Here is a 19,210-nt window from a genome sequence, read left to right as displayed (position 1 = left end):
TCAGGTGATGGTGGGGCTGCGGCGTTCGATGAGGGTGACGTCGCGCCAGGTGCCGTGGTGGCGGCCGATGCGTTCGCGGGTGCCGACGGTGCGGAAGCCGCAGGCGGTGTGCAGGGCCAGGCTGGCGGTGTTGTCGGGGAACACGCCGGACTGGATGGTCCAGATGCCGGCCTGCTCCGTGGAGGCGATCAGGGCGTCGAGCAGGAGTCGACCGACTCCCAAGCCGCGGGCGTCGGGGTGGACGTAGACGGAGTGCTCCACCACCCCGGCGTAGACGCACCGGTCGGAGACAGCGGAGCAGGCGACCCAACCGAGGACGCGGCCGGTGGCGTCGACGGCCACCCAGCGGTGGTCAGGCAGCCGGGTCGACGCGAACTGCTCCCAGGTGGGCGGCTCGGTTTCGAAGGTGGCGTGGCCCGTAGCGATACCGAGCCGGTAGATGTCCAGCACGGCGTCAGCGTGCTGCTCGCCCATTGCGGTGATGGTGACGCCGCTGGTCGGGGCGGGAGCGGTCATCGCTTCTCCTCGGCAAGCTGCGGCACGACCACGGCGTCGGCGGTGTCGGCGGCGTGCGGGTACCAGGCGGCGAGGGCGGCGACGGCGACCACGCCGCCGACGAGCTGGGCGGCGACGAAGCCGGGCACCGAGGTGGGGGCGATGCCGGCGAAGGTGTCGGTGAAAGCCCGGCCGATGGTGACGGCAGGGTTGGCGAACGAGGTCGACGAGGTGAACCAGTAGGCCGCGCCGATGTAGGCGCCCACGGCGGCGGGGGCGGCGGCGGTGCGGCCGGAGCGGGCGAGGGCGAAGACCAGGACGACCAGGCCGGCGGTGGCGACCACCTCAGCCAGCCACAGGTTCCCCCCGGTCCTGCCGGTGCGGGACCAGGCAACAGCCGGGAGGCCGAACATCAGATCGGCCAGGACAGCCCCGGTGATGGCTCCGCCGGTCTGGGCGGCGGTGTAGGCGGCGAGGTCGCGGCCGGTCAGGCCGGTGCCGGAGCGACGACCGAGCCACCAGTCGACGCCGGAGACGACGGGGTTGAAGTGCGCGCCGGATACCGGCCCGAAGGTCAGGATCAGCGCGCCCAGCGCGAGGGCCGTAGCGATCGCGTTTTCCAGCAGTTGCAGGCCGACGTCGGTGGGGGAGAGCCGGGCGGCGGCGATGCCGGAGCCGACCACGGCGGCGACCAGGAGGGCGGTGCCGGCGAACTCCGCCGAGGCCCGCCGGGGCAGGGCGAGGCTCACGCGGCGGCGGCCGGAGCGGCCGAGATGTCCAGCAGAGCCCCGAGCTGGCGAAACGCTTCCGGCTTGACCCGGTACCAGACCCAGGTGCCGCGCCGCTCCGAGTCGACCAGGCCAGCCTCGCGCAGCACCTTGAGGTGGTGGGAGATGGTCGGCCCGGACAGGTCGAACGCCGGGGTCAGGTCGCAGACGCACATCTCCGGTACCGAGGCGATCATCGACATCAGCCGCAGCCGGACCGGGTCACCCAGGGCCTTGAACAGCGGCGCGACCACCGCAGCCTGCTCGGGGTCCATCGGGCGGACCGCGATGGGGGAGCAGCAGGCGACCGCGTTGAGGTCCACCACCGGCAGCTCTTGTTTCGACATGCCTCTAGCTTGACAGAACTCAAAACAGGGTGCAACGTAGGTCTTGCTTCGAAGAACATCTAGGCAAGGGCGAAGCCATGATCAAGCTGTTCCGGCAGCGTCGTACCACGCGGAACCAGGGCGTCACGTTCTGCGAGCCCTGCGGCCAGGTGTGCACCGCGGCATGCCGCGCCGACGCCCGCTACGAGCGCAACCGCATCGCCGCTCTCACCTACATCGTCCGCTGAACCTGTCAGGAGGAATGACCATGTCCCGTGTCCAGCTCGCCCTGCGCGTGTCCGACCTCGAAGGCTCCGTGGCCTTCTACTCGAAGCTGTTCAACGTCGAGCCGGCCAAGCGTCGCCCCGGCTACGCCAACTTCGCCGTCGAGAATCCGCCGCTGAAGCTCGTGCTCCTAGAGGGTGAGGCCGACCAGCCCACCGTGATGGACCACCTGGGCGTCGAGGTGTTCAGCGCCGACGAGGTCAACGCCGCGACCAAGCGCCTCACGGACTCCGGCCTCATCACCCTGGAGGAGAACGACACCGAGTGCTGCTACGCACTCCAGGACAAGGTCTGGGTGCGCGGCCCCGGCAACGAGCCGTGGGAGGTCTACACCGTCAAGGCCGACTCCGGGCGGCTCCAGAAGGCCACCGAGAGTGCCTGCTGCACCCCGGCCGCCGAGAAGGAGCCGGCCACCAGCGGGGCGGCCGCGAGCTGCTGCTGATCGTTACGCCCTCGCGCGCCCGTCCTCGATCCAGAAGGCGGGCGCGCGGTACTGGGGGCACAACGGGGGCACAAGACGGTGTGAAACGTCGGTCACCAGCGCGAGGCGACGAGGACCGAGATTGCGCCCCGAGCACTGCACTGGCAGCGTTGCCGGAGGTCACGGAAATGCCGCTCTATGTTCCGCTTCAACGTCTGAAACCGGCCTGGGCGCGCGCCGGCCGCCCCTTGGGCCGTGCAGCATCAGGACGTACCCAGCACTTGAGAATCAGGTGGCCGAGGCGTGGTGGACTTTGACCTGACATCGGCGGATGTCATCCACATGCTGGAGTGCGAAACCGCCGATCGACGTCCTGTTGTTGACAGACTTCGACGTCAGGCTCCCGTTCGTGTCCTTGCTCAGGCGCTCAGAGTTGCTGAACGTCCTTTGACGCGCCAGTTGCTGTGCGACCTGCTTGGTTTCCGTGCCGCGAGGTCGGCTCTGCCCGAGTTGCTGGAGGCCCTTGAGGATGACAACCGGGCCGTCCGCGGCTCCGCTGGTGACGCAATTACCAAGGCCCTGGGATATGGCCGGATGCAGCCCCCTCCAGGTCGTCTCATTCGGCGCATCCTCCCGGCGCTCTTGACCTACTGGGAAAGGGAGCCCACGCCTCACGTGCGCAGTGTTCTCGCCACCGCGCTCGGTGTCGCTGGTGACACCTCGGTTCAACCTCTGCTCCGGGCTGCGCTTGGCGATCCTCATGAGCAGGTTCGTCTTGCTGCGGAGTGGTCGCTTGGGCGGTTAGGCGAAGCGTCTTCCTGCCCGAGGCCGTCCTGACCCCGGCGTCGGCTAGTCTGTGCCCGATCTTGGAGAGGGTGGGCGATGCGCCGCTGGCTTGTGACGCCTGCTGTCGTGGTTCTCGGGTTGATCCCCGCCGGGTGCGGCACATCATCCGTGGGTGCCCCGGACCCGGTCGACAACACAGCGCAGGTCTGTAGCGACTTCCGCACGGTCTTCGACCGTTACTCGAACGGCGATTCTCCGGAGCGGCTCGCCTATGTGCAGGCGGTGCAAGCGGACTACGCGGGCAACGGGAAGCCAGGCGCCGCAAGCGCGGCGAAGGTGGCCTACTTTCAGGCGTGGGCTCGTGACCTTCGTCCGGTCGCCGCCCGCGCGAGTAGCCGGGAGCTGGAAGCAGCTCTGAACCGGGCAGCCGATGCCCTCGTCGCGGTCGCCGATGGGCGGGCATCGGCCACGGCGGAGCTAACCAACACCTGGCAGCCGCTCCTCGACACCTGCCCGGAGTCGTCGCCCGGTGTCTCACCCACCCGCTAGACGCACCGCCTGGGCGGACGCCCGTCACACCGCCGGAGCGGGATCGTGCGCGGTGCCGTCCGGTGTGGTCTCGCCGTCCGGCTTCCGCCGCTTCAGCCGGGCCAGGCCGACGATGTTCAGACCGACACCCCAGATCAGGAGTACGACGAGCCACTGGGCCCAGTTCGCTGCGCTCATCCGGCCCGAGAGCAGGTTCCGGACCGTGGCGTAGGGGGTGAAGGCCTGCGCGGGCTGGAGGACGTCGATCCCGCCCAGCACGGCCCAGAGGCCCAGCGGCAGCACGATGGTGGCGAGGCATGCGAGGACAGCGGGCCGCAGTAGCAAGCCGAGCCCGGTCCCCACCAGTTGGGCGACGATCTGCACGAGCACGCCGCCCAGCGCGATGGTTGCGGCGTGGCGCCAGGGGGCCGGGGCGGTGCCCGACGATGCCAGCGCGAGAGCTGCGGCGCACACCAGGACGCCGAAGAGTCCGACGGCGGCGGCCAGGAGCGTCGCCGCCAGCAGGGTCGGTGCCGGCCGGGTGGTGCGGGGTGCCCGGCGCAGGTCGTGAGCCAGCAGGACGCCGAGGAACGGCACCGTCACCGACATCAGGCTCTGCACCATGTCCGAGAGGGTGGCAAAGGTGCGGTCCTCGGGTTGCCCTGCCGTGGCCATCGCCACGGCGGCCAGCAGGCCCAGCAGCAGAGTGATTGTGATCAGCCATCGCCGGGGCCGCGTCCCGACGGAACGCCGGAGCGCGTCGAGGGTCGCCCCACCAAAGGCGCCCGGCTGCTCGTCGATGTGCACGGTGTACTTTTCCACGTCCCTGCCCCCGTTCTGCCCTTTCCGTCAGACTCTCCTGTCCGGACCGGTCGGCGTTGTCCCGGACGCGGGATCGTGCTCGAACTGTGGCTGCTCCCGGCCCCCTCGCCGTCTGATGGGGTGCGGGTCAGGGCGCGTAGCCGGGGTCGGCGACGGTCTCGGCGATGCGGGTGAGCCAGTGCAGGTCGTTCGCGCGGGATTCCGCGCTGGCCTCGGAGTTGAGGATGCTCTCCAGGAAGACGGCGACATCGTCGAGGTGCCGTTCGCTGCGGTAGTAGCTCAGCAGGGTCTGGTCCGGCTCCAGCGGCCCGTAGCCTCGGCGGAAGAGTTCGGCGCGGTGCGCGTCGATCGGGTGGTCGCCGAAGTCCTGGCTGAAGACGAACATCAGGTCCCGCTCGCGCGGTGCGAGGATCGGCGCATCCCAGTCCACGACGTGCAGCGGACCGTCCCCGTCGGCGATCAGATTGCCGGGGTGGATGTCGGCGTGGCACACGACGTGTCGACCGTGCGTCACGCGGGAGGCGAGGTCGTCGACCGTCGCGGACAACCGCCGCAGCGCGGCGCCGTACCGGTCCCAGAAGGCGCCGAGAACCTGGCTCGCCGCGGCCCGCTCGCCGAGGGCCCGTAGCCGCTCGCCGGCGCTCGATCGCCAGGTCTCGACGGGCAGGACGGCGGCGAGGTCGGCGCTCGGCGTGACCGCGTGCAGCCGACCCAGGAACTCGCCGTACTCGATCCACTGGCTTTCGGTGAGGCCGCGGCCCCACAGGCTGCCGCCGTCGTGGAACGGGTAGAGCAGCAGCCGGTGGTTTCCGAAGCCGTGGCCGGCCCCGCCGTCCGGCAGGTCGATCGGCGCGACGACCTGCCGGACGCCGTGCGCGCGGAGGAGACCGGGCAGCAGGACGGCGGCGGGGGTGTACTCGCCGCGGCGCAGCTTCAGGAAGTAGCGCTCGCCGTCGGACGTGTCCACCCGGTACGCCCACGCGTTCCCGTCGAGTCCGACGGGCATGAAGACGAGGTCGGCGATGTCCACGCCCCAGGCGGCGGCCACCTCGGCCGCCAGCAACCGCTCGTCGACGTCCGGCTTGTCGAGCACGTCCGGAGCGTCGCAGCCGCTCGACCGGCCGGCAAGGCCATTTCGCCCGCCGATCGGGCCAGCGCCGGGACCGTGGTGCGTGCGCCGCCGCGTTCTGCGGGACGCGAAGTGTCGGGCGTCGCGGTTAGCCTGCTGGCGTGGCTGAATTCACCGACGCCGATCTGCGGGGCTCCCGGTTCGAGCACGTCGACCTCAGCGGCGCCGAGCTCCGCGCCGTCGACCTGTCCGGCGCCCGGTTCCGTGGCGTCGACCTGAGCGGGGTCGCCATGCGGGGGGTCGAGCTGGTCGGCGTCGACATCCACGGCGAGATCGAGAACCTGACGATCAACGGCGTCGACGTCGGGCCGCTGATCCAGGCGGAGCTGGACCGGCGGCACCCGGACCGGGCCAGGATGCGCCCGACCGATCCGGCCGGCTTCCGCGAGGCGTGGGACATCCTGGAGCGGCTCTGGGGCGCGACCGTCGACCGGGCCCGCCGGCTGCGGCCCGCGCTGCTGCACGAGTCGGTCGACGGTGAGTGGTCGTTCATCGAGACGTTGCGGCACCTGGTCTTCGCGACCGACTCCTGGGTCGGGCGGGCGATGCTCGGCGACCCGTCGCCGTGGGATCCGCTGGGCCTGCCGTGGGACGAGATGCCGGACACGCCGGGTGTGCCGCGCGACCGGGGCGCGCGACCCTCGCTCGACACGGTGCTCGCGCTGCGCCGCGACCGGATGTCCACCGTGCGCCAGGTCATCGAGGGGCTGACCCACGAGTCGCTGGACGGCCACACCGAGCCGGTGGAGGGCCCGGGCTGGCCGCGACCTCGCAGCTACCCGGTCCGGGAGTGCCTGCTGGTCGTCCTCAACGAGGAGTGGGAGCACCGGCTCTACGCGGAGCGTGACCTGGACGCGCTGGAGGCACGCGGGGCGGGTTCAGGCTGACCCGTTCACCAGCTTGCGGAGCGCGGCCACGGCGGCCCGGTCGCTGACCTCGGCGTAGATCTTCTTGTCCGGGCCGGCCAGGACCACGTACGGGCATGCCTGGTCGTCGCCGGTCATGGCCTTCTCGAGCAGCTTGCGGCCCGTCGACACCTCGTACACCCGAAGTCGCCAGCTCGCCCGCAGCAGCGTCAAGGTCAGCGGCTTCGGGTCGTCGTACTTGCAGCGGCGGATCGTCGTGCCGGTGCTGACCCGGTCCAGGCAGGCGACCATCTGCACCTTCGTGGGTGACTCCGGCGCCCAGGTCTGCTCCACCTTCTTCGACAGGCCCTGCGAGAAGTAGTAGGTGCCGTTCTGGTAGCGCAGGCCCGAGCCGTTCCCGATGAGCAGCACGACCGGGTGCGGCGCCTTGCCGGCGCGTTTCGGCGACTGCGGGTAGAAGACCCCGTCGTCGCACACCCGGTTCAGGTCGGAGATCTCCTCGGCCGGGTACGCGCTGGCCTCGGGCCCCTGCTGCACCGGCTCCTCACTGGCCTCCGGTTCGGCGGTCGCGCCGGGGCTGTGGTCGGTGGTGGGCGCCGGGGGCGCCTCCCGGGCCGGTCCGGAGGTGGTGGTCGTCGCGGAGCGCAGCAGGAGCACGCCGCCGGTCAGGCCGAGGCAGCCCACCAGCAGCACCACACCCACGATGACGGCGGCGACGACGAGGGTGCGGTTGCGCGGGCCGGGCGGCGGCGCCCACGGCACCGGCGGCTGCGGCGCGAACGGCACCGGCTGCTCTCCCGCCGGCGGCGCCCACTGCGGCGGCCCGTAGCTCGACGGCGGCTGCCCGAGTGGGTGAGGTGGGGAAGGATCGGCTGCTCCGGTGCCGGGCACCGGCTCCATCGCCGGTCCCGCGCCCGATTCGGCCCCCGTGCCGGTCATGCGCAGTTCCTCTTTCGATCGAGGCGAAGCGCGAATGTACCAGGACATTCAGCCCGGGTGGGGGCGCGTGCGTGGCGTGTGGAGCGTGATCCAGTAGCGCCGGGCGGCGCCCAGCCCGGTGTCCCGGATGTCCTCGAGGACGCCACCCTGGCGCTCGATGGTGCGTGCCGAGGCGGTGTTGCCGTCGGCGCAGACGAGCAGCACCCGCTCCAGGCCGAGCGCACGGGCCTCGTCGAGCATCCGGCCCAGCGCCCAGGTGGCCAGGCCCCGTCGCCGGGCCGAGGGCCGGATGCCGTAACCGATGTGGCCGGCGACCCGCAGCAGGACGTCGTCGAGTTCGTGCCGCAGCGCGATCCCGCCGAGCACCGTCTCGTCCTCGACGATCCACCGGTACGTGCACCGCACCCCGGCCGGGCCCGGAGTCCGGTCCGACTCGTCGGTCAACCGGGCGACCCAGGCCGCGAACCCGGCCGGGGAGACCACCTCGTCGGTGGGACGGAGCCCGAAACCGTCCTCGTGAGGGCCGGGACCCCACTCTCGACGGGCCGCCAGCCAGGCGGAGTGCAGCCGGACGGTGGGCGCGATCAGCGCGGGCATCCGACGACGATAGCGCCGGCGAGCGACCGGGGTGAAGGCCCGGCTAGTCGATCCCCTGTGGAGCGAGGATCCGGTCGTGCAGCACGTCCCGGCAGCGCAGCAGCCGCGCGGTGATCTCGTCGAACAGCGCCGGATCGGTCCGGCCGCCGCGCCACACGGCCCGCAGCGCGGCCTGGCCCACGGCCAGCTGGGTGGCCGCCCCCTCGACCAGGCTGGCGCACTCCACGCGGATCGCCGGGGGCGCGGACCGCGCCGCCTCGCGGGCCGCGCGCAGCGGCGCTCCGACCCGCGCGAAGATCTCGTCGGCGTCCGCCTCACCCGCGCCGAGCCGGGACAGCACGTGCTCCAGCTCGGTCGCCGCGACGGTCATCCGACCGACCGCCGCGAGGGTCCCCTCGGCCAGCTTCACCACGCCGCGACAGTACCGCCGGCGGGCGGCCGCATGTCACCCCGCGCGCAGGGCGTCGTCCACCCCGGTCTCGCGGCGGCCCAGGTGGACGGGATCGCGGCCGGAGACCACGTCCACCGTGGCCTTGACGCAGGCGCCGTACTCCCGGGTGGCGCTGACCCGCCAGCGTTCCGCGTACCGGCGGGCGGTGTCGTCGCCCACGCCGTTGGCGGCCACGCCGAGGTGCCGGCAGACCGACACGGCGCGGGGCAGGTGGAAGGACTGGGTCACCACGGTCGCCCGCTCCACGCCGAAGATGCGCCGGGCCCGGGCGCAGGAGTCGTAGGTGTCGAAGCCGGCGTGGTCGAGCACCACTTTCTCCGCCGGCACGCCCCGGTCGACCAGCCAGCGGCGCATGGCGTCGGGCTCGTCGTAGTCGTCGTTCATGTGGTCGCCGGAGACCAGGATGACCCGGACCTTGCCGGCGGCGAGGAGCCGCTGCGCGATCTCCAGCCGGGCGGCGAGGAACGGCGACGGGGTGCCGTCGGCCTCCACCTTGGTGCCCAGGACCAGGGCGACCGGGGCCTCCGGCACGTCGGCCTCGGTGAACACGTGGCCCTCCGCGCCGGCCCGGACCCAGGCCACGCTCGCCCCGGTGCCGGCGGCCAGCAGCGCCGCGCCGGCCACGACCGCCACCACGGTACGGCGGATCCGGCGTACGGTCGGTCTGCGGTCGGCGCACCATCCCCTGACCCTGACGAACAGCCCCCGCATGCGGGCGATTCTGTCAGGCAGCGGCGCCCACCGGGTTCCCGGCGGCAGGAGGAGGGACGACATGGCGACGAAGCGGCACCCGGCGCTCGCACGGCTCGATGTGCTGGTCGGCCGGTGGACCGTGCAGCCGGAGGTCGAGGGTCTCGGTGCCGGCTGGACGGAGTTCAGCTGGGTGGAGGAGGGCCGGTTCCTCCGCCAGCACAGCGACGCCGGTCCGGTGCCGGAGACGGCGCCGGCCGCCTGGCGGGAGAACAACCCGCTCCCGGCCACCCAGCTGATCGGCCTGGACGATTCGGACGAGGAGTTCGCGGTGCTCTACGCCGATGCCCGCGGCGTGCACCGGGTCTACCGGATGACGTTCGCCGGCGGCGTGTGGCGGATGTGGCGGGAGGCGTCCGGCTTCCACCAGCGGTTCATCGGCACCCTGGGCGAGGACGGCGCCGCCATCGACGGCCGCTGGGAGCGGTCCGCCGACGGCACCGACTGGGCGCTCGATTTCAAGCTCGCGTACCGGCGCTGACTCCCGCCCGGGTCACCGTGCCGCGCGGGCGAGCACGATCAGCTCTCCGTCGTCGCCCGCGCCGACCGGCTCCCCGGCCCAGCCGCCGAGCACCCGCTCGACGGTGAAGCCGGCCCCGGCGACGGCGGTCCGCAGCTCCGCCTCGGTGCGGAAGCGCAGCGTGCCGGGGTTGCGCAGCTCCGCGCCGTCGGGCAGCAGGTAGTGGTGCAGGAAGCTCACCAGGCCGTCGCGCACGGCGGTCAGCTCGGTCCAGGCGTCCACCGTCGTGCCGTCAGGCAGGGTGCGCCGGCGGAGTGTGTCGGTGGGGTTCCAGCGCTCCCAGCGCCGCGCGGCCGGGTCGCGCGAGTCGAACGCCAGCCGGCCGCCGTCGACCAGGGCCCGCCGCAGGTGGCGGAGGGTCTCCGCCCACGTCCCGTCGTCGAGGATCTCCTGCGCCACGTGGCTGGTCAGCACGGCCACGTCGTACGTCGCGTCGGGCAGGTCGGCGGCGGTGCCGGCGAGCCAGGTGACCCGGTCACCGCCGGGTTTGGCCCGGGCGGCGGCGAGCGACCCCGGCTCCGGGTCGACGCCGGTCACCCGGTGGCCGGCGGCGGCCAGGGCCAGGGTGAGCCGCCCGGTGCCGCACCCCAGGTCGAGGACCCGGGTCGGCGCCCGCCCGACGAAGCGCAGGAAGAACTCGTCGTCGCGCCCCCACGCGTTGTCCGCGTCGTAGAGCGCGGCAGACAGGTCGACCGGCACGTCAGGAGATGTGGTGGAGGATGACGTTGTGCACGTGGTGGCTCTTCTGCGCGCCCCGGAACTCCACCTCGTAGGTGTGCGTGCCGACGTGGATGGCGATGGCCCCGGTGGAGAAGAACGAGCCGCCCCACGACTTGTTGCTCACCACGCTCACGCTGGTGATCTTCGCATACGGGATGCTGGTGATGGCGTACCGCTTTCCGACGAAGGAGCGGTCCTGGATGACGACCCTCCGGTCGGTCAGGCCGATGAACCCGGTGCCCGTGCCGACGGCGTCGTAGACGGCGATGATCTGCTCGCCGGGCAGGAGCCCGCTCTGGATCTGCTGGAACTGTTCCTTGCGGTCGTACGTCGGATCGGCCATGCCCCGACGGTAGGCGGGGCCCGCCAGCCGGCCGGCGGCCCGGTGGAACGGCGGCAGCCCCCGTCCTCGCTGGACGGGGGCTGCCGGGGTCCGGGGGTCAGTGGTCGACGCGCGGGTCGTGGTCGCGGCTGCGGCTGCCGGCCTTGGCCAGGCCCCGGCTGATCAGGTAGCCGACGGTCAGCAGGGTGATGTACCACCAGGCCTTGTCGGCGGCGAAGTAGTCGCCGCCGTTGTTCGCGGCGCCGTCGCCGACGGCGTTCGAGGCGATCAGGACGCCGATGACGGCGAGCAGGTAGACCGCCAGCTCGGTGGTCTTCCACGCCGGCTTGGTCTCCTCGCCGTGCCGGTGCAGGTGCCGGACGTCGCGTTCGACGTGGTCCGTGGTCCGGTCGGTGGTGGCGGGGGTCGTCATGGTCAGCTCCTCAAAGGGGTTTGGCACATTCCGTCGTCTTCGGGAGCCTTTGCGGTTCCCTGTGCCGGAAGTCCTACCCCGGAGGAATTAGTTGCTAACCAGAAACTTTCAGGGATCTTTCAGGAGAGCGCTCAGAGATCGGTGACCGCGCGGACCGCGTCCTCGATGCGCGCCGCCAGCAGGACCTCGCCCTCGGTGAGCGGCTCGCCGTCGCCGTGGCCCACCCTGATCTGGGTGCGGTCGGCCCGGCGGCTGATCTCCGGACGCAGCCGCAGCGCGTCGGCGACTACCGCGACGCGCTCGGTGAGCGCGGCGTGCTGGGTGTCGTCGATGACGAGCGTGCGGCGGATCTGTTCACCCTCCCGGGTCCAACCGGACAGCAGGGCGAGCGCATCGCTGAGGTAGTCGTGTTTCGCCCGGCCGTTGAACAGCACGCGCATCACCGCACCTCCCAGGCGTCGTTGCCGGCTTGTGGCCAAATCGTCGCCATCCCGTGTCCCTGTCGACGCCCTCCAGTCTGTCGTCGCACAGATGGTGTGTCCACGCCCACACTTCCGTGTTCTGCTGACCTGACGGTCGACTCAGCTACCCAAACCGCCGATTGATCTGGCACGCTGGACGCCCGTGCGGACCGAACGGGTTAGCGGGAACGGGCAGGACCGGCGGGAGCCGAGGGTTGTCGTCGGCGCGGCCATCATCGTGGACGGCAGGGTCCTGGCCTGTGCGCGGTCCGCGCCGCCGGAGGTGGCCGGGCGCTGGGAGTTCCCCGGCGGCAAGGTGGAGCCGGGGGAGACCGAAACCGACGCGTTGATCCGCGAGTGCGCCGAGGAACTCGGCGTCCGCGTGGAGATCGGCGCGCGGGTCGGCCGCGACGTCCGGATGGCCCACGGCCGTTCCGTCCTCCGGGTGTACGTGGCCCGCCTCCTCCACGGTGACCAGCCGAAGGCCCTGGAGCACCTGGAGCTGCGCTGGCTCGCGGCCGGCGAACTCGACAGCGTCCCCTGGCTGCCGGCCGACGTGCCGATCGTCGCCGCCCTGCGCCCGCTGCTCGCCGGCTCCTGACCGGCGGAACCGGACGCCGGGACGGAAACGGGACGGGGGCCGGCGGCATGTGCCGCGGCCCCCGTCATCGTTGTCGGCGTGCTGCTCAGTGCTTCGGCTCGTCCTGCTGCGGGTGGGCGAAGTTGAGGTGCTCCGGGGGCAGCGGGAAGGTCACGTCGTCACCGAACGGCGACGGCGCGGCGGCCCGGTCGAAGGTCAGTTCGGTCAGCGGCAGCTTGCCGTTGACGTCGACCGCGGGGGCGGTCGGGTGCGGCACCTCGCGGTGCCAGTTGACGCCCTGCTGCGCCTGCCGTTCGGCCGCCGTGTCGTGCGAGCCGCCGGCGTGCGAGTGCGCCCCGCCGTGGGCCCCGCTGGCGGTCACGGCGCCACTCGAATGCCCGCTGGTCACGCTGGTCTGAGGCACCTGACCCCTCCGGAAGATCTTGCTACCAAGCCACACAAGGGGATCGTACCTGCGGTCGACGACCCGCTCCTTCATGGGGATGATCCCGTTGTCGGTGATCTTGATGTGCTCGGGGCAGACCTCGGTGCAGCACTTGGTGATGTTGCAGAAGCCGAGTCCCATCTCGGACTGCGCGTACTCCTTGCGGTCGGTCTTCGCGTCGAGCGGGTGCATGTCCAGCTCGGCCGCCCGGATGAAGAACCGGGGACCGGAGAACGCCTGCTTGTTCTCCTCGTGGTCGCGGATCACGTGGCAGACGTTCTGGCAGAGGAAGCACTCGATGCACTTGCGGAACTCCTGCGAGCGCTCGACGTCGACCTGCTGCATCCGGTAGTCGCCCGGGGCCACGTCGGCCGGCGGCGCGAACGCCGGGGTCTCCCGCGCCTTCTCGTAGTTGAACGAGACGTCGGTGACCAGGTCCCGGATGACCGGGAAGGTGCGCAGCGGGGTGACCGTGACGGTCTCCCCCTCCTCGAAGGTCGACATCCGGGTCATGCAGCTCAGCCGGGGCTTGCCGTTGATCTCCATGGAGCAGGAGCCACACTTGCCGGCCTTGCAGTTCCACCGGCACGCCAGGTCCGGCGCGTCGGTGGCCTGGAGACGGTGGATCACGTCGAGGACGACCTCGCCCTCGTTCACCTCGACCGTGTAGTCGCGCAGCTCGCCGCCGTTCTCATCGCCCCGCCAGATGCGGAAGGGCCGCTTCGCGCCCGGCTTGCCGGCCGCCTGCGTGTTGTCAGTTCCCATTCCTCAGCGCTCCTCCTCGGTGAGGGCGTCGAACTCGGCGAGTTCCTCGTCGGTCAGGTACTTGGCCAGCTCGCCCCGGTCGAACAGCGAGATCAGCTCGGAGCGCATCTTCGGCAGCGGCTTCCGGGTCAGCCGGACCGTGTCGCCGTCCAGCGCGCAGACGAGGTTCACCCGGCGCCACTTCGGGTCCATGGCAGGGTGGTCCTCCCGGGTGTGCCCACCGCGCGACTCCTGCCGCTCCAGGGCGGCCTTCGCGGTGCACTCCGAGACGACCAGCATGTTGCGCAGGTCGAGGGCGAGGTGCCAGCCCGGGTTGTAGCGCCGGCCGCCGGCCGCGCTCACCTTCGCCACCCGCTCCCGCAGCTCGGCCAGCCGGCGCAGCGCGTCGACCAGCTCGCCCTCCCGCCGGATGATGCCGACCAGGTCGCCCATGACGGCCTGGAGGTCCTGCTGGAGGACGTACGGGCTCTCGCCGGTGTCCCGCTGCAGCGGGGCCAGCGCCGTCTCCACCGCGGCTTCCACGGCCGCCACCGACACCGCCGGGCGCGAGGTGAGCTGGTCGGCGTACGAGGCGGCGTGGCCCCCCGCCCGCTTGCCGAAGACCAGCAGGTCCGACAGGGAGTTGCCGCCGAGCCGGTTGGAGCCGTGCATGCCGCCGGAGACCTCACCGGCGGCGAAGAGCCCGCGCACCGTGCCGTACGCGGCACCGGAGTCGGGGTCCACCTCGACGCCACCCATCACGTAGTGGCAGGTCGGGCCGACCTCCATGGGCTCCTTGGTGATGTCGACGTCGGCCAGCTCCTTGAACTGGTGGTACATCGAGGGCAGCCGGCGGCGGATCTCCTCGGCCGGCAGCCGGGAGGCGATGTCCAGGAAGACGCCGCCCGCCGGCGTGCCCCGACCGGCCTTGACCTCGCTGTTGATGGCGCGGGCGACCTCGTCGCGGGGGAGCAGCTCCGGCGGGCGCCGGTTGTTGTCGGGGTCCTTGTACCAGCGGTCCGCCTCGTCCTCGTTGTCCGCGTACTGCTTGCGGAACACGTCCGGGACGTAGTCGAACATGAACCGCGTGCCCTCGGAGTTCTTGAGGACGCCGCCGTCGCCGCGGACCGACTCGGTGACCAGGATGCCCTTCACCGAGGGCGGCCAGACCATGCCGGTCGGGTGGAACTGGAGGAACTCCATGTTGATGAGGGTCGCCCCGGCGCGCAGCGCGAGCGCGTGACCGTCCCCCGTGTACTCCCAGGAGTTCGAGGTGACCTTGTAGGAGCGGCCGACGCCGCCGGTCGCGAGGACCACCGCGGGGGCCTCGAAGAGGACGAAGTCGCCGGACTCACGGAAGTAGCCGAATGCGCCGGCGACCCGGTCGCCGTCGAGCAGCAGCTCCGTGATGGTGGTCTCGGAAAAGACCTTGATGCGGGCCTCGTAGTCGCCGTGGTCCCGCTTGTCCTCCTGCTGGAGGGAGACGATCTTCTGCTGGAGGGTGCGGATCAGCTCCAGGCCGGTCCGGTCGCCCACGTGCGCGAGGCGCGGGTACTCGTGGCCGCCGAAGTTGCGCTGGGAGATCTTCCCGTCCTTGGTCCGGTCGAAGAGCGCCCCGTACGTCTCCAGCTCCCAGATCCGCTGCGGCGACTCCTTCGCGTGCAGCTCGGCCATCCGGAAGTTGTTGAGGAACTTGCCGCCGCGCATGGTGTCCCGGAAGTGCACCTGCCAGTTGTCCCGGGAGTTCACGTTGCCCATGGCGGCCGCGGCGCCGCCCTCGGCCATCACCGTGTGGGCCTTGCCGAACAGCGACTTCGAGATGATCGCGGTCTTCTTGCCGGCCAGCCGGGCCTCGATCGCCGCGCGCAGGCCGGCGCCGCCGGCCCCGATCACGACGACGTCGTAGTGGTGTCGTTCGATTCGCGTCTCAGTCATGTCCAGGCTCTCAGTTGATGAACCGCAGGTCGTTGAACCAGCCGGCCGCCACCGCCATGACGTAGAAGTCGGTCAGCGCCAGGGTGCCGAGGGTGATCCAGGCGAGCTGCATGTGCCGGACGTTCAGCCAGGACACGCCGGTCCACGCCCGGTAGCGCAGCGGGTGCTTGGAGAAGTGCTTGAGCCGCCCGCCGATGATGTGCCGGCAGGAGTGGCAGGAGATCGTGTACGCCCAGAGCATCACCACGTTGAGCAGCAGGACGAGGTTGCCCAGGCCGAAACCGAAGCCCTTGGGCGAGTGAAACGCGTAGATCGCGTCGTAGGTGTTGATCAGCGAGATGATCGCGGCGGCGTAGAAGAAGTAGCGGTGCAGGTTCTGGCCGAGCAGCGGGACCCGGGTCTCACCGCTGTACGCCTGGTGCCCGTCGGGCACGGCGCAGGCCGGCGGCGACAGCCAGAACGACCGGTAGTAGGCCTTGCGGTAGTAGTAGCAGGTGAGCCGGAACAGCAGCAGGAACGGCAGGGTCAGCGCCGCGTCCGGGATGATCCACCAGCCGGGCAGGAAGCTGCCGAAGTGCGAGGACCCCTCGACGCACCGCTCGGTGACACAGGGGGAGTAGAACGGCGTCAGGTAGTGGTACTGGTCCACCCAGTACCACTTGTGCATGAAGACCCGGACCGTCGCGTAGATGACCCAGGCGCTGAGCCCGACGACGGTGATCAGTGGCGCGAACCACCAGCGGTCCGTTCGCAACGTCTTCGCCGCGATGGCGGCGCGCCCCCGCGCTCCCCGCGGCCTCGTTGCCGTTGATGTCATTCGAGTCGTCTCCCTGACGGCGCCCTCGCGGGGCGGCGGATCACACCTTTCGTACCGGTCAGCGGACCGGCGAGACCGCGTCCACTGCCACGTCTTGCGCACGCACAGACCGCACCGGCGAACCGGTGCAGCTAAATGACACACGTTACGCCGATCTTCGCGGCCCGGCCGCGCAACGCAGTGTCCCGTGTGTCCGGGAGGTTGGAAAGACCCGCACCAAGATCAATATCTTGGACCGTCAGCCGGAAGCGCCCCCGGTGAAGTTCCAGGACGCCAGCCGCAGCGCCGGAGCCTCCCACCAGGAGCCGTCCATCCGGTCCGGTTGGCGGACCGGCGCCCGGCCCACGCCGAGCACCCGCCCGGGCCCCATCGCGCGGGGGTAGGACTCGGTGAACCGGAAGTCGCGCACCGCGCGGGTGGGCACCCCGTCCTCCACCAGCCAGACGCCGTTGCGGGTCAGCCCGGTGACCACCAGTTGCTTCGGGTCGAGCACCCGCGTGTACCAGAAGTCGCTGACCAGCAGGCCCCGCGCCATCCCGGCGACCAGGGCGGCGGTGTCCGGGTCGGCCACCGCGCCGGTCACCCCGGCGCTGAACTGCCCGGTGGCCACCTCCGCCGGGCCGCCCGTGGGCAGCAGGCGAAGGTTGCGCGGGAGCGGACCGAACGTGGACGCGCCGAGCATCCCGTGGCCGGTGGACCCGGTGCCCGCCTCGGCGCCGCTGCGCCGGTCGTGCGCCACCGCCGCCGTGGTGCCCGCCTCGACCAGGGTCAGCGAGCGCCGGGGCGTGCCCTCCAGGTCGAACGGCAGCCCGGAGGCGTGCAGCGGATCGTCCACGAGGGTCACGGCCGGGTCGAACTGGGCCCTGCCCGGCTCGGCGAAGGACTGCCGCTCGGCGTGCCGCTTGCCGTTGAAGCCGTACCAGGAAAGGTTCTGCAGGAGGTCGGCCCCGGCGGCCGGTTCGAGCACCACCTCGTAGCGCCCCGGGGGCAGCTCGACGGGGTCGGCCGCGGCCCGCGCCTTCGCCGCGGCCCGCGCGCCCAGGGCCCCCCCGTCCAGGTCGGCCAGGCGGTCGGCCGCGTGCCGGGCCACCCCGTCCGCGCCGCCGGTGCGGGCGATGCCGTCCATGGCCGCCTCGACCGACCGCCCCACCGCCGACTGCCCGGCCGAGTTGGCGAACGCCCCGGACCGGTGCGCCGTCCGGCAGTAGCCGGCGGCCTCCAGCCCCTCGACCGCGTCCACGAAGGCGCGTACGCGGGCGGCCCGCTCGTCAGGTGAGGCGGCCGCGGTGGCCTCGTCGACGTGCGGGCCGGACGGGACCGGCGCCGGCGGGGCGAGCCCCGGCCAGGCCGGGTCGGGCGGGGCGAGCCGGGTCGCGGCCAGGGTCCGCTCGACCAGCGCGGTCAACCCGTCGGGGTCGACCAGGCTGCCGCTGCCCGCGGCCGTCCGCCCGTCGGCGTGCAGCCGGAGCCGGACCGAGGTGCCCGACTCGGCGACGTTCTGGTGGATGAACGAGTTGGCGAACCGGGTCAACGCCAGGTCGGCGCGGGTCACGACCACCTCGACCTCGGCGCCCGGCCCGGCCAGCCGCCGGACCAGCTCCACCACCCGGCCGGCGAGGTCCAGCTCGCTCATGCCCGCACCCCCACCCGGACGTTGCGGAAGCGGGCCGGCGCGGCCGGGTGGCCGGTGTGCCCGGTCTGGCCCGGCTGCCCCTTGCCGCAGTTCGGCGTGCCCCACGGCACGATCTCGGACGAGAGCATGTCCATCGAACGCCAGAAGACCGGCCCGATCCCCGTGTAGGTGGGGTTGCGCAGCATCCGCCCCCGGCGGCCCTTCTTCACCTCCCAGCCGACCTCGCAGCCGAACTGGAAGTTGAGCCGCTTGTCGTCGATGGACCAGGAGCGGTTGAGGTCCATGAGCACCCCGTCGTCGGTTTCCGCGATGATCTCGTCGAGCGTGTGCGGGCCCGGCTCCAGGCCCACGTTGGTCATCCGCACCATGGGCAGCCGCGCCCAGCCGTCCGCCCGTACGCTGCCGCCGTGGTCCAGGCCCGCGACGGCGGCCGAGTCCCGGCCGGCGAGCACGCCCACCCAGCGCCCCTCGCGGACCGCGTCCCGCTTCACCGCCGGGGAGCCCTCGTCGTCGAAGCCGAAGCTGCCCAGCGCGCCGGGGATGGTCGGGTCGATGGTGACGTTCATGAGCTCGGAGCCGTAGCGCAGCGCGCCGAGCCGGCTCAGGTCCAGCCAGGACGTGCCGGCGAAGGCGGCCTCCCAGCCCAGGATCCGGTCCAGCTCGATGGCGTGCCCGACCGATTCGTGGATCTGGAGGGCGAGCTGCTCGCCGCCGAGGATCAGGTCGGTCTCGCCGGACGGGCACTCCGGGGCGGTGAGCAGCTCCCGGGACTCCTCGGCGATCCGGGCGGCGTGCGCGGCCAGGTCCAGCGAGGTGACCAGCTCCCAGCCGGTGGTGCCGTACTGGCCGCGGTAGCTCGGATAGGAGCGGCGCTGGGTCTCGCCGGCGCCGATCGAGGTGGCCGAGATGCCGCCGCCGCACTCGCGGATGCGCTGGTCGATGCGGTGCCCCTCGCTGGAGACGAACCACTTGGCGGTGTCCCAGATCTGGTAGAGCCCCTCGGCCAGGTCGGCGCCGTGCTCCCGCATCGTCGCGGTGGCGCGGGTCAGCAGGTCGCCCTTGTCGGAGAGCGGCACGCCGAGCGGGTCGACCTCGCAGGCCGAGGCCCAGCTCGCCACCGTCGCCGCCACCGGGACCAGGTCGATGGCCGGGCCCGGGACCCGCGCGCTCGCGGTGGCGATCGCCGCGGCGCGCCGGCCGGCGTCGCGGGCCGCGGCGTCGGACAGCTCGGGTACGGCGTGGAAGCCCCAACTCGACCCGACCAGGGCGCGGACGCCCAGCCCGATGCTCTCGTCCTGGGTCAGCTCCTCGATGTCGCCGTTGCGGGCCGACATCGACTCGTAGCGGCGGTGCATCACCCGGGCGTCCGCGTACCGGGCTCCCGCGTCGAGGGCGGCCTGGACGGCGGCGGTGGCCGCGTCGAACTCCGTCATGCGCC

Annotated in this window: 24 protein-coding genes and 1 pseudogene; 7 read left to right on the top strand and 18 right to left on the bottom strand. The window is 72.0% G+C overall.

Annotation, left to right across the window (positions count from 1 at the left end; genetic code table 11):
* From F8274_RS10495 to F8274_RS10485, 3 genes and pseudogenes are all read right to left on the bottom strand, one after another.
* Complete coding sequence (locus F8274_RS10495) at nucleotides 1–516, bottom strand: GNAT family N-acetyltransferase (protein WP_151462099.1); 516 nt, start codon at nucleotides 514–516, stop codon at nucleotides 1–3.
* A gap of 20 nt (nucleotides 517–536) precedes the next feature.
* A pseudogene (locus F8274_RS10490) lies at nucleotides 537–1,244 on the bottom strand (aquaporin); the annotation flags it as partial.
* Nucleotides 1,241–1,609 carry a helix-turn-helix transcriptional regulator gene (locus tag F8274_RS10485; RefSeq protein WP_151462097.1) on the bottom strand — a complete coding sequence of 123 codons (369 nt, stop codon included), beginning with the start codon at nucleotides 1,607–1,609 and terminating at the stop codon, nucleotides 1,241–1,243. The pseudogene F8274_RS10490 and the gene F8274_RS10485, both read right to left, overlap by 4 nt.
* Nucleotides 1,610–1,686: 77 nt before the next feature.
* On the opposite strand from F8274_RS10485, the gene F8274_RS31205 reads away from it, so the two are divergent.
* From F8274_RS31205 to F8274_RS10470, 4 genes are all read left to right on the top strand, one after another.
* Nucleotides 1,687–1,836, top strand: a complete 150-nt coding sequence (locus F8274_RS31205; RefSeq protein ID WP_192579779.1) for a hypothetical protein — start codon at nucleotides 1,687–1,689, stop codon at nucleotides 1,834–1,836.
* Between the two features lie 20 nt (nucleotides 1,837–1,856).
* The gene (locus F8274_RS10480) at nucleotides 1,857–2,315 is read left to right on the top strand and encodes an ArsI/CadI family heavy metal resistance metalloenzyme (RefSeq protein ID WP_151462096.1); all 459 of its coding nucleotides are present in this window, start codon (nucleotides 1,857–1,859) and stop codon (nucleotides 2,313–2,315) included.
* 321 nt (nucleotides 2,316–2,636) lie between these two features.
* The gene (locus tag F8274_RS32600) at nucleotides 2,637–3,131 is read left to right on the top strand and encodes a HEAT repeat domain-containing protein (protein WP_370518217.1); all 495 of its coding nucleotides are present in this window, start codon (nucleotides 2,637–2,639) and stop codon (nucleotides 3,129–3,131) included.
* A 45-nt stretch (nucleotides 3,132–3,176) separates the two neighbouring features.
* Nucleotides 3,177–3,629 (top strand): hypothetical protein, encoded by a 453-nt coding sequence (locus tag F8274_RS10470; protein ID WP_151462094.1) that lies wholly within the window; start codon nucleotides 3,177–3,179, stop codon nucleotides 3,627–3,629.
* Nucleotides 3,630–3,653: 24 nt separating this feature from the next.
* On the opposite strand, the gene F8274_RS10465 is transcribed toward F8274_RS10470, so the two are convergent.
* Together F8274_RS10465 and F8274_RS10460 are read right to left on the bottom strand one after the other, a co-directional pair.
* The gene (locus F8274_RS10465; RefSeq protein WP_151462093.1) at nucleotides 3,654–4,415 is read right to left on the bottom strand and encodes a hypothetical protein; all 762 of its coding nucleotides are present in this window, start codon (nucleotides 4,413–4,415) and stop codon (nucleotides 3,654–3,656) included.
* Between the two features lie 142 nt (nucleotides 4,416–4,557).
* Nucleotides 4,558–5,523 carry a phosphotransferase enzyme family protein gene (locus tag F8274_RS10460; protein WP_151462092.1) on the bottom strand — a complete coding sequence of 322 codons (966 nt, stop codon included), beginning with the start codon at nucleotides 5,521–5,523 and terminating at the stop codon, nucleotides 4,558–4,560.
* Nucleotides 5,524–5,660: 137 nt separating this feature from the next.
* On the opposite strand from F8274_RS10460, the gene F8274_RS10455 reads away from it, so the two are divergent.
* Complete coding sequence (locus F8274_RS10455) at nucleotides 5,661–6,446, top strand: DinB family protein (RefSeq protein WP_151462091.1); 786 nt, start codon at nucleotides 5,661–5,663, stop codon at nucleotides 6,444–6,446.
* Here the strand turns inward: F8274_RS10455 and F8274_RS10450 are convergent.
* The 4 genes from F8274_RS10450 to F8274_RS10435 form a co-directional block, all read right to left on the bottom strand.
* Nucleotides 6,438–7,211: a hypothetical protein gene (locus tag F8274_RS10450; protein WP_151462090.1), complete on the bottom strand. Its 774-nt coding sequence runs from the start codon at nucleotides 7,209–7,211 to the stop codon at nucleotides 6,438–6,440. The two genes, F8274_RS10455 and F8274_RS10450, sit on opposite strands and share 9 nt — an antisense overlap.
* A 201-nt stretch (nucleotides 7,212–7,412) precedes the next feature.
* On the bottom strand, nucleotides 7,413–7,961 hold the full coding sequence (locus F8274_RS10445; RefSeq protein ID WP_151462089.1) for a GNAT family N-acetyltransferase: 549 nt from the start codon (nucleotides 7,959–7,961) through the stop codon (nucleotides 7,413–7,415).
* A gap of 43 nt (nucleotides 7,962–8,004) precedes the next feature.
* The gene (locus F8274_RS31200; protein ID WP_192579778.1) at nucleotides 8,005–8,373 is read right to left on the bottom strand and encodes a hypothetical protein; all 369 of its coding nucleotides are present in this window, start codon (nucleotides 8,371–8,373) and stop codon (nucleotides 8,005–8,007) included.
* Between the two features lie 33 nt (nucleotides 8,374–8,406).
* On the bottom strand, nucleotides 8,407–9,123 hold the full coding sequence (locus F8274_RS10435) for a vancomycin high temperature exclusion protein (protein WP_151462088.1): 717 nt from the start codon (nucleotides 9,121–9,123) through the stop codon (nucleotides 8,407–8,409).
* 61 nt (nucleotides 9,124–9,184) lie between these two features.
* On the opposite strand from F8274_RS10435, the gene F8274_RS10430 reads away from it, so the two are divergent.
* Nucleotides 9,185–9,643 (top strand): hypothetical protein, encoded by a 459-nt coding sequence (locus F8274_RS10430; protein ID WP_151462087.1) that lies wholly within the window; start codon nucleotides 9,185–9,187, stop codon nucleotides 9,641–9,643.
* Between the two features lie 12 nt (nucleotides 9,644–9,655).
* Here the strand turns inward: F8274_RS10430 and F8274_RS10425 are convergent, their stop codons facing one another.
* From F8274_RS10425 to F8274_RS10410, 4 genes are all read right to left on the bottom strand, one after another.
* The gene (locus F8274_RS10425) at nucleotides 9,656–10,381 is read right to left on the bottom strand and encodes a bifunctional 2-polyprenyl-6-hydroxyphenol methylase/3-demethylubiquinol 3-O-methyltransferase UbiG (RefSeq protein WP_151462086.1); all 726 of its coding nucleotides are present in this window, start codon (nucleotides 10,379–10,381) and stop codon (nucleotides 9,656–9,658) included.
* A 1-nt stretch (nucleotide 10,382) separates the two neighbouring features.
* Nucleotides 10,383–10,745 (bottom strand): PH domain-containing protein, encoded by a 363-nt coding sequence (locus F8274_RS10420; protein WP_151462085.1) that lies wholly within the window; start codon nucleotides 10,743–10,745, stop codon nucleotides 10,383–10,385.
* A 97-nt stretch (nucleotides 10,746–10,842) separates the two neighbouring features.
* Nucleotides 10,843–11,157, bottom strand: a complete 315-nt coding sequence (locus F8274_RS10415; protein WP_192579777.1) for a hypothetical protein — start codon at nucleotides 11,155–11,157, stop codon at nucleotides 10,843–10,845.
* 131 nt (nucleotides 11,158–11,288) lie between these two features.
* Nucleotides 11,289–11,597, bottom strand: coding sequence for a 4a-hydroxytetrahydrobiopterin dehydratase (locus tag F8274_RS10410; protein ID WP_151462084.1), 309 nt, complete (start codon nucleotides 11,595–11,597; stop codon nucleotides 11,289–11,291).
* 184 nt (nucleotides 11,598–11,781) lie between these two features.
* Here F8274_RS10410 and F8274_RS10405 point away from each other — a divergent pair, with 184 nt between their 5' ends.
* Nucleotides 11,782–12,219 (top strand): (deoxy)nucleoside triphosphate pyrophosphohydrolase, encoded by a 438-nt coding sequence (locus tag F8274_RS10405; protein ID WP_151462083.1) that lies wholly within the window; start codon nucleotides 11,782–11,784, stop codon nucleotides 12,217–12,219.
* 85 nt (nucleotides 12,220–12,304) lie between these two features.
* On the opposite strand, the gene F8274_RS10400 is transcribed toward F8274_RS10405, so the two are convergent.
* The 5 genes from F8274_RS10400 to F8274_RS10380 form a co-directional block, all read right to left on the bottom strand.
* A complete protein-coding gene (locus F8274_RS10400; RefSeq protein ID WP_151462082.1) occupies nucleotides 12,305–13,408 on the bottom strand; it encodes a succinate dehydrogenase/fumarate reductase iron-sulfur subunit in 1,104 nt (367 codons plus the stop codon).
* Nucleotides 13,409–13,411: 3 nt separating this feature from the next.
* The gene (locus F8274_RS10395; RefSeq protein ID WP_151462081.1) at nucleotides 13,412–15,322 is read right to left on the bottom strand and encodes a fumarate reductase/succinate dehydrogenase flavoprotein subunit; all 1,911 of its coding nucleotides are present in this window, start codon (nucleotides 15,320–15,322) and stop codon (nucleotides 13,412–13,414) included.
* A gap of 10 nt (nucleotides 15,323–15,332) precedes the next feature.
* Nucleotides 15,333–16,139 (bottom strand): hypothetical protein, encoded by an 807-nt coding sequence (locus F8274_RS10390; RefSeq protein ID WP_151462080.1) that lies wholly within the window; start codon nucleotides 16,137–16,139, stop codon nucleotides 15,333–15,335.
* Nucleotides 16,140–16,377: 238 nt separating this feature from the next.
* Nucleotides 16,378–17,772: a TldD/PmbA family protein gene (locus tag F8274_RS10385; protein ID WP_151462079.1), complete on the bottom strand. Its 1,395-nt coding sequence runs from the start codon at nucleotides 17,770–17,772 to the stop codon at nucleotides 16,378–16,380.
* The gene (locus F8274_RS10380; RefSeq protein WP_151462078.1) at nucleotides 17,769–19,205 is read right to left on the bottom strand and encodes a TldD/PmbA family protein; all 1,437 of its coding nucleotides are present in this window, start codon (nucleotides 19,203–19,205) and stop codon (nucleotides 17,769–17,771) included. Before F8274_RS10380 ends, F8274_RS10385 begins: the two co-directional genes overlap by 4 nt.
* Nucleotides 19,206–19,210 lie beyond the last annotated feature (5 nt).

Source organism: Micromonospora sp. AMSO31t (assembly GCF_008868175.1).
Lineage (GTDB): Bacteria > Actinomycetota > Actinomycetes > Mycobacteriales > Micromonosporaceae > Micromonospora.
This window is presented reverse-complemented; position numbering and strand designations above follow the sequence as displayed.

Bases quoted from the DNA above. Each gene is read 5' to 3' on its own strand.
- F8274_RS10415 (WP_192579777.1), bottom strand. From the start codon at position 11,157: ATGACGACCCCCGCCACCACCGACCGGACCACGGACCACGTCGAACGC.
- F8274_RS10385 (WP_151462079.1), bottom strand. From the start codon at position 17,772: ATGAGCGAGCTGGACCTCGCCGGCCGGGTGGTGGAGCTGGTCCGGCGG.
- F8274_RS10430 (WP_151462087.1), top strand. From the start codon at position 9,185: ATGGCGACGAAGCGGCACCCGGCGCTCGCACGGCTCGATGTGCTGGTC.
- F8274_RS10395 (WP_151462081.1), bottom strand. From the start codon at position 15,322: ATGACTGAGACGCGAATCGAACGACACCACTACGACGTCGTCGTGATC.
- F8274_RS10485 (WP_151462097.1), bottom strand. From the start codon at position 1,609: ATGTCGAAACAAGAGCTGCCGGTGGTGGACCTCAACGCGGTCGCCTGC.
- F8274_RS32600 (WP_370518217.1), top strand. From the start codon at position 2,637: ATGCTGGAGTGCGAAACCGCCGATCGACGTCCTGTTGTTGACAGACTT.
- F8274_RS10495 (WP_151462099.1), bottom strand. From the start codon at position 516: ATGACCGCTCCCGCCCCGACCAGCGGCGTCACCATCACCGCAATGGGC.
- F8274_RS10480 (WP_151462096.1), top strand. From the start codon at position 1,857: ATGTCCCGTGTCCAGCTCGCCCTGCGCGTGTCCGACCTCGAAGGCTCC.
- F8274_RS10400 (WP_151462082.1), bottom strand. From the start codon at position 13,408: ATGGGAACTGACAACACGCAGGCGGCCGGCAAGCCGGGCGCGAAGCGG.
- F8274_RS10445 (WP_151462089.1), bottom strand. From the start codon at position 7,961: ATGCCCGCGCTGATCGCGCCCACCGTCCGGCTGCACTCCGCCTGGCTG.
- F8274_RS10420 (WP_151462085.1), bottom strand. From the start codon at position 10,745: ATGGCCGATCCGACGTACGACCGCAAGGAACAGTTCCAGCAGATCCAG.
- F8274_RS10380 (WP_151462078.1), bottom strand. From the start codon at position 19,205: ATGACGGAGTTCGACGCGGCCACCGCCGCCGTCCAGGCCGCCCTCGAC.
- F8274_RS10390 (WP_151462080.1), bottom strand. From the start codon at position 16,139: ATGACATCAACGGCAACGAGGCCGCGGGGAGCGCGGGGGCGCGCCGCC.
- F8274_RS10470 (WP_151462094.1), top strand. From the start codon at position 3,177: ATGCGCCGCTGGCTTGTGACGCCTGCTGTCGTGGTTCTCGGGTTGATC.
- F8274_RS10435 (WP_151462088.1), bottom strand. From the start codon at position 9,123: ATGCGGGGGCTGTTCGTCAGGGTCAGGGGATGGTGCGCCGACCGCAGA.
- F8274_RS10410 (WP_151462084.1), bottom strand. From the start codon at position 11,597: ATGCGCGTGCTGTTCAACGGCCGGGCGAAACACGACTACCTCAGCGAT.
- F8274_RS31205 (WP_192579779.1), top strand. From the start codon at position 1,687: ATGATCAAGCTGTTCCGGCAGCGTCGTACCACGCGGAACCAGGGCGTC.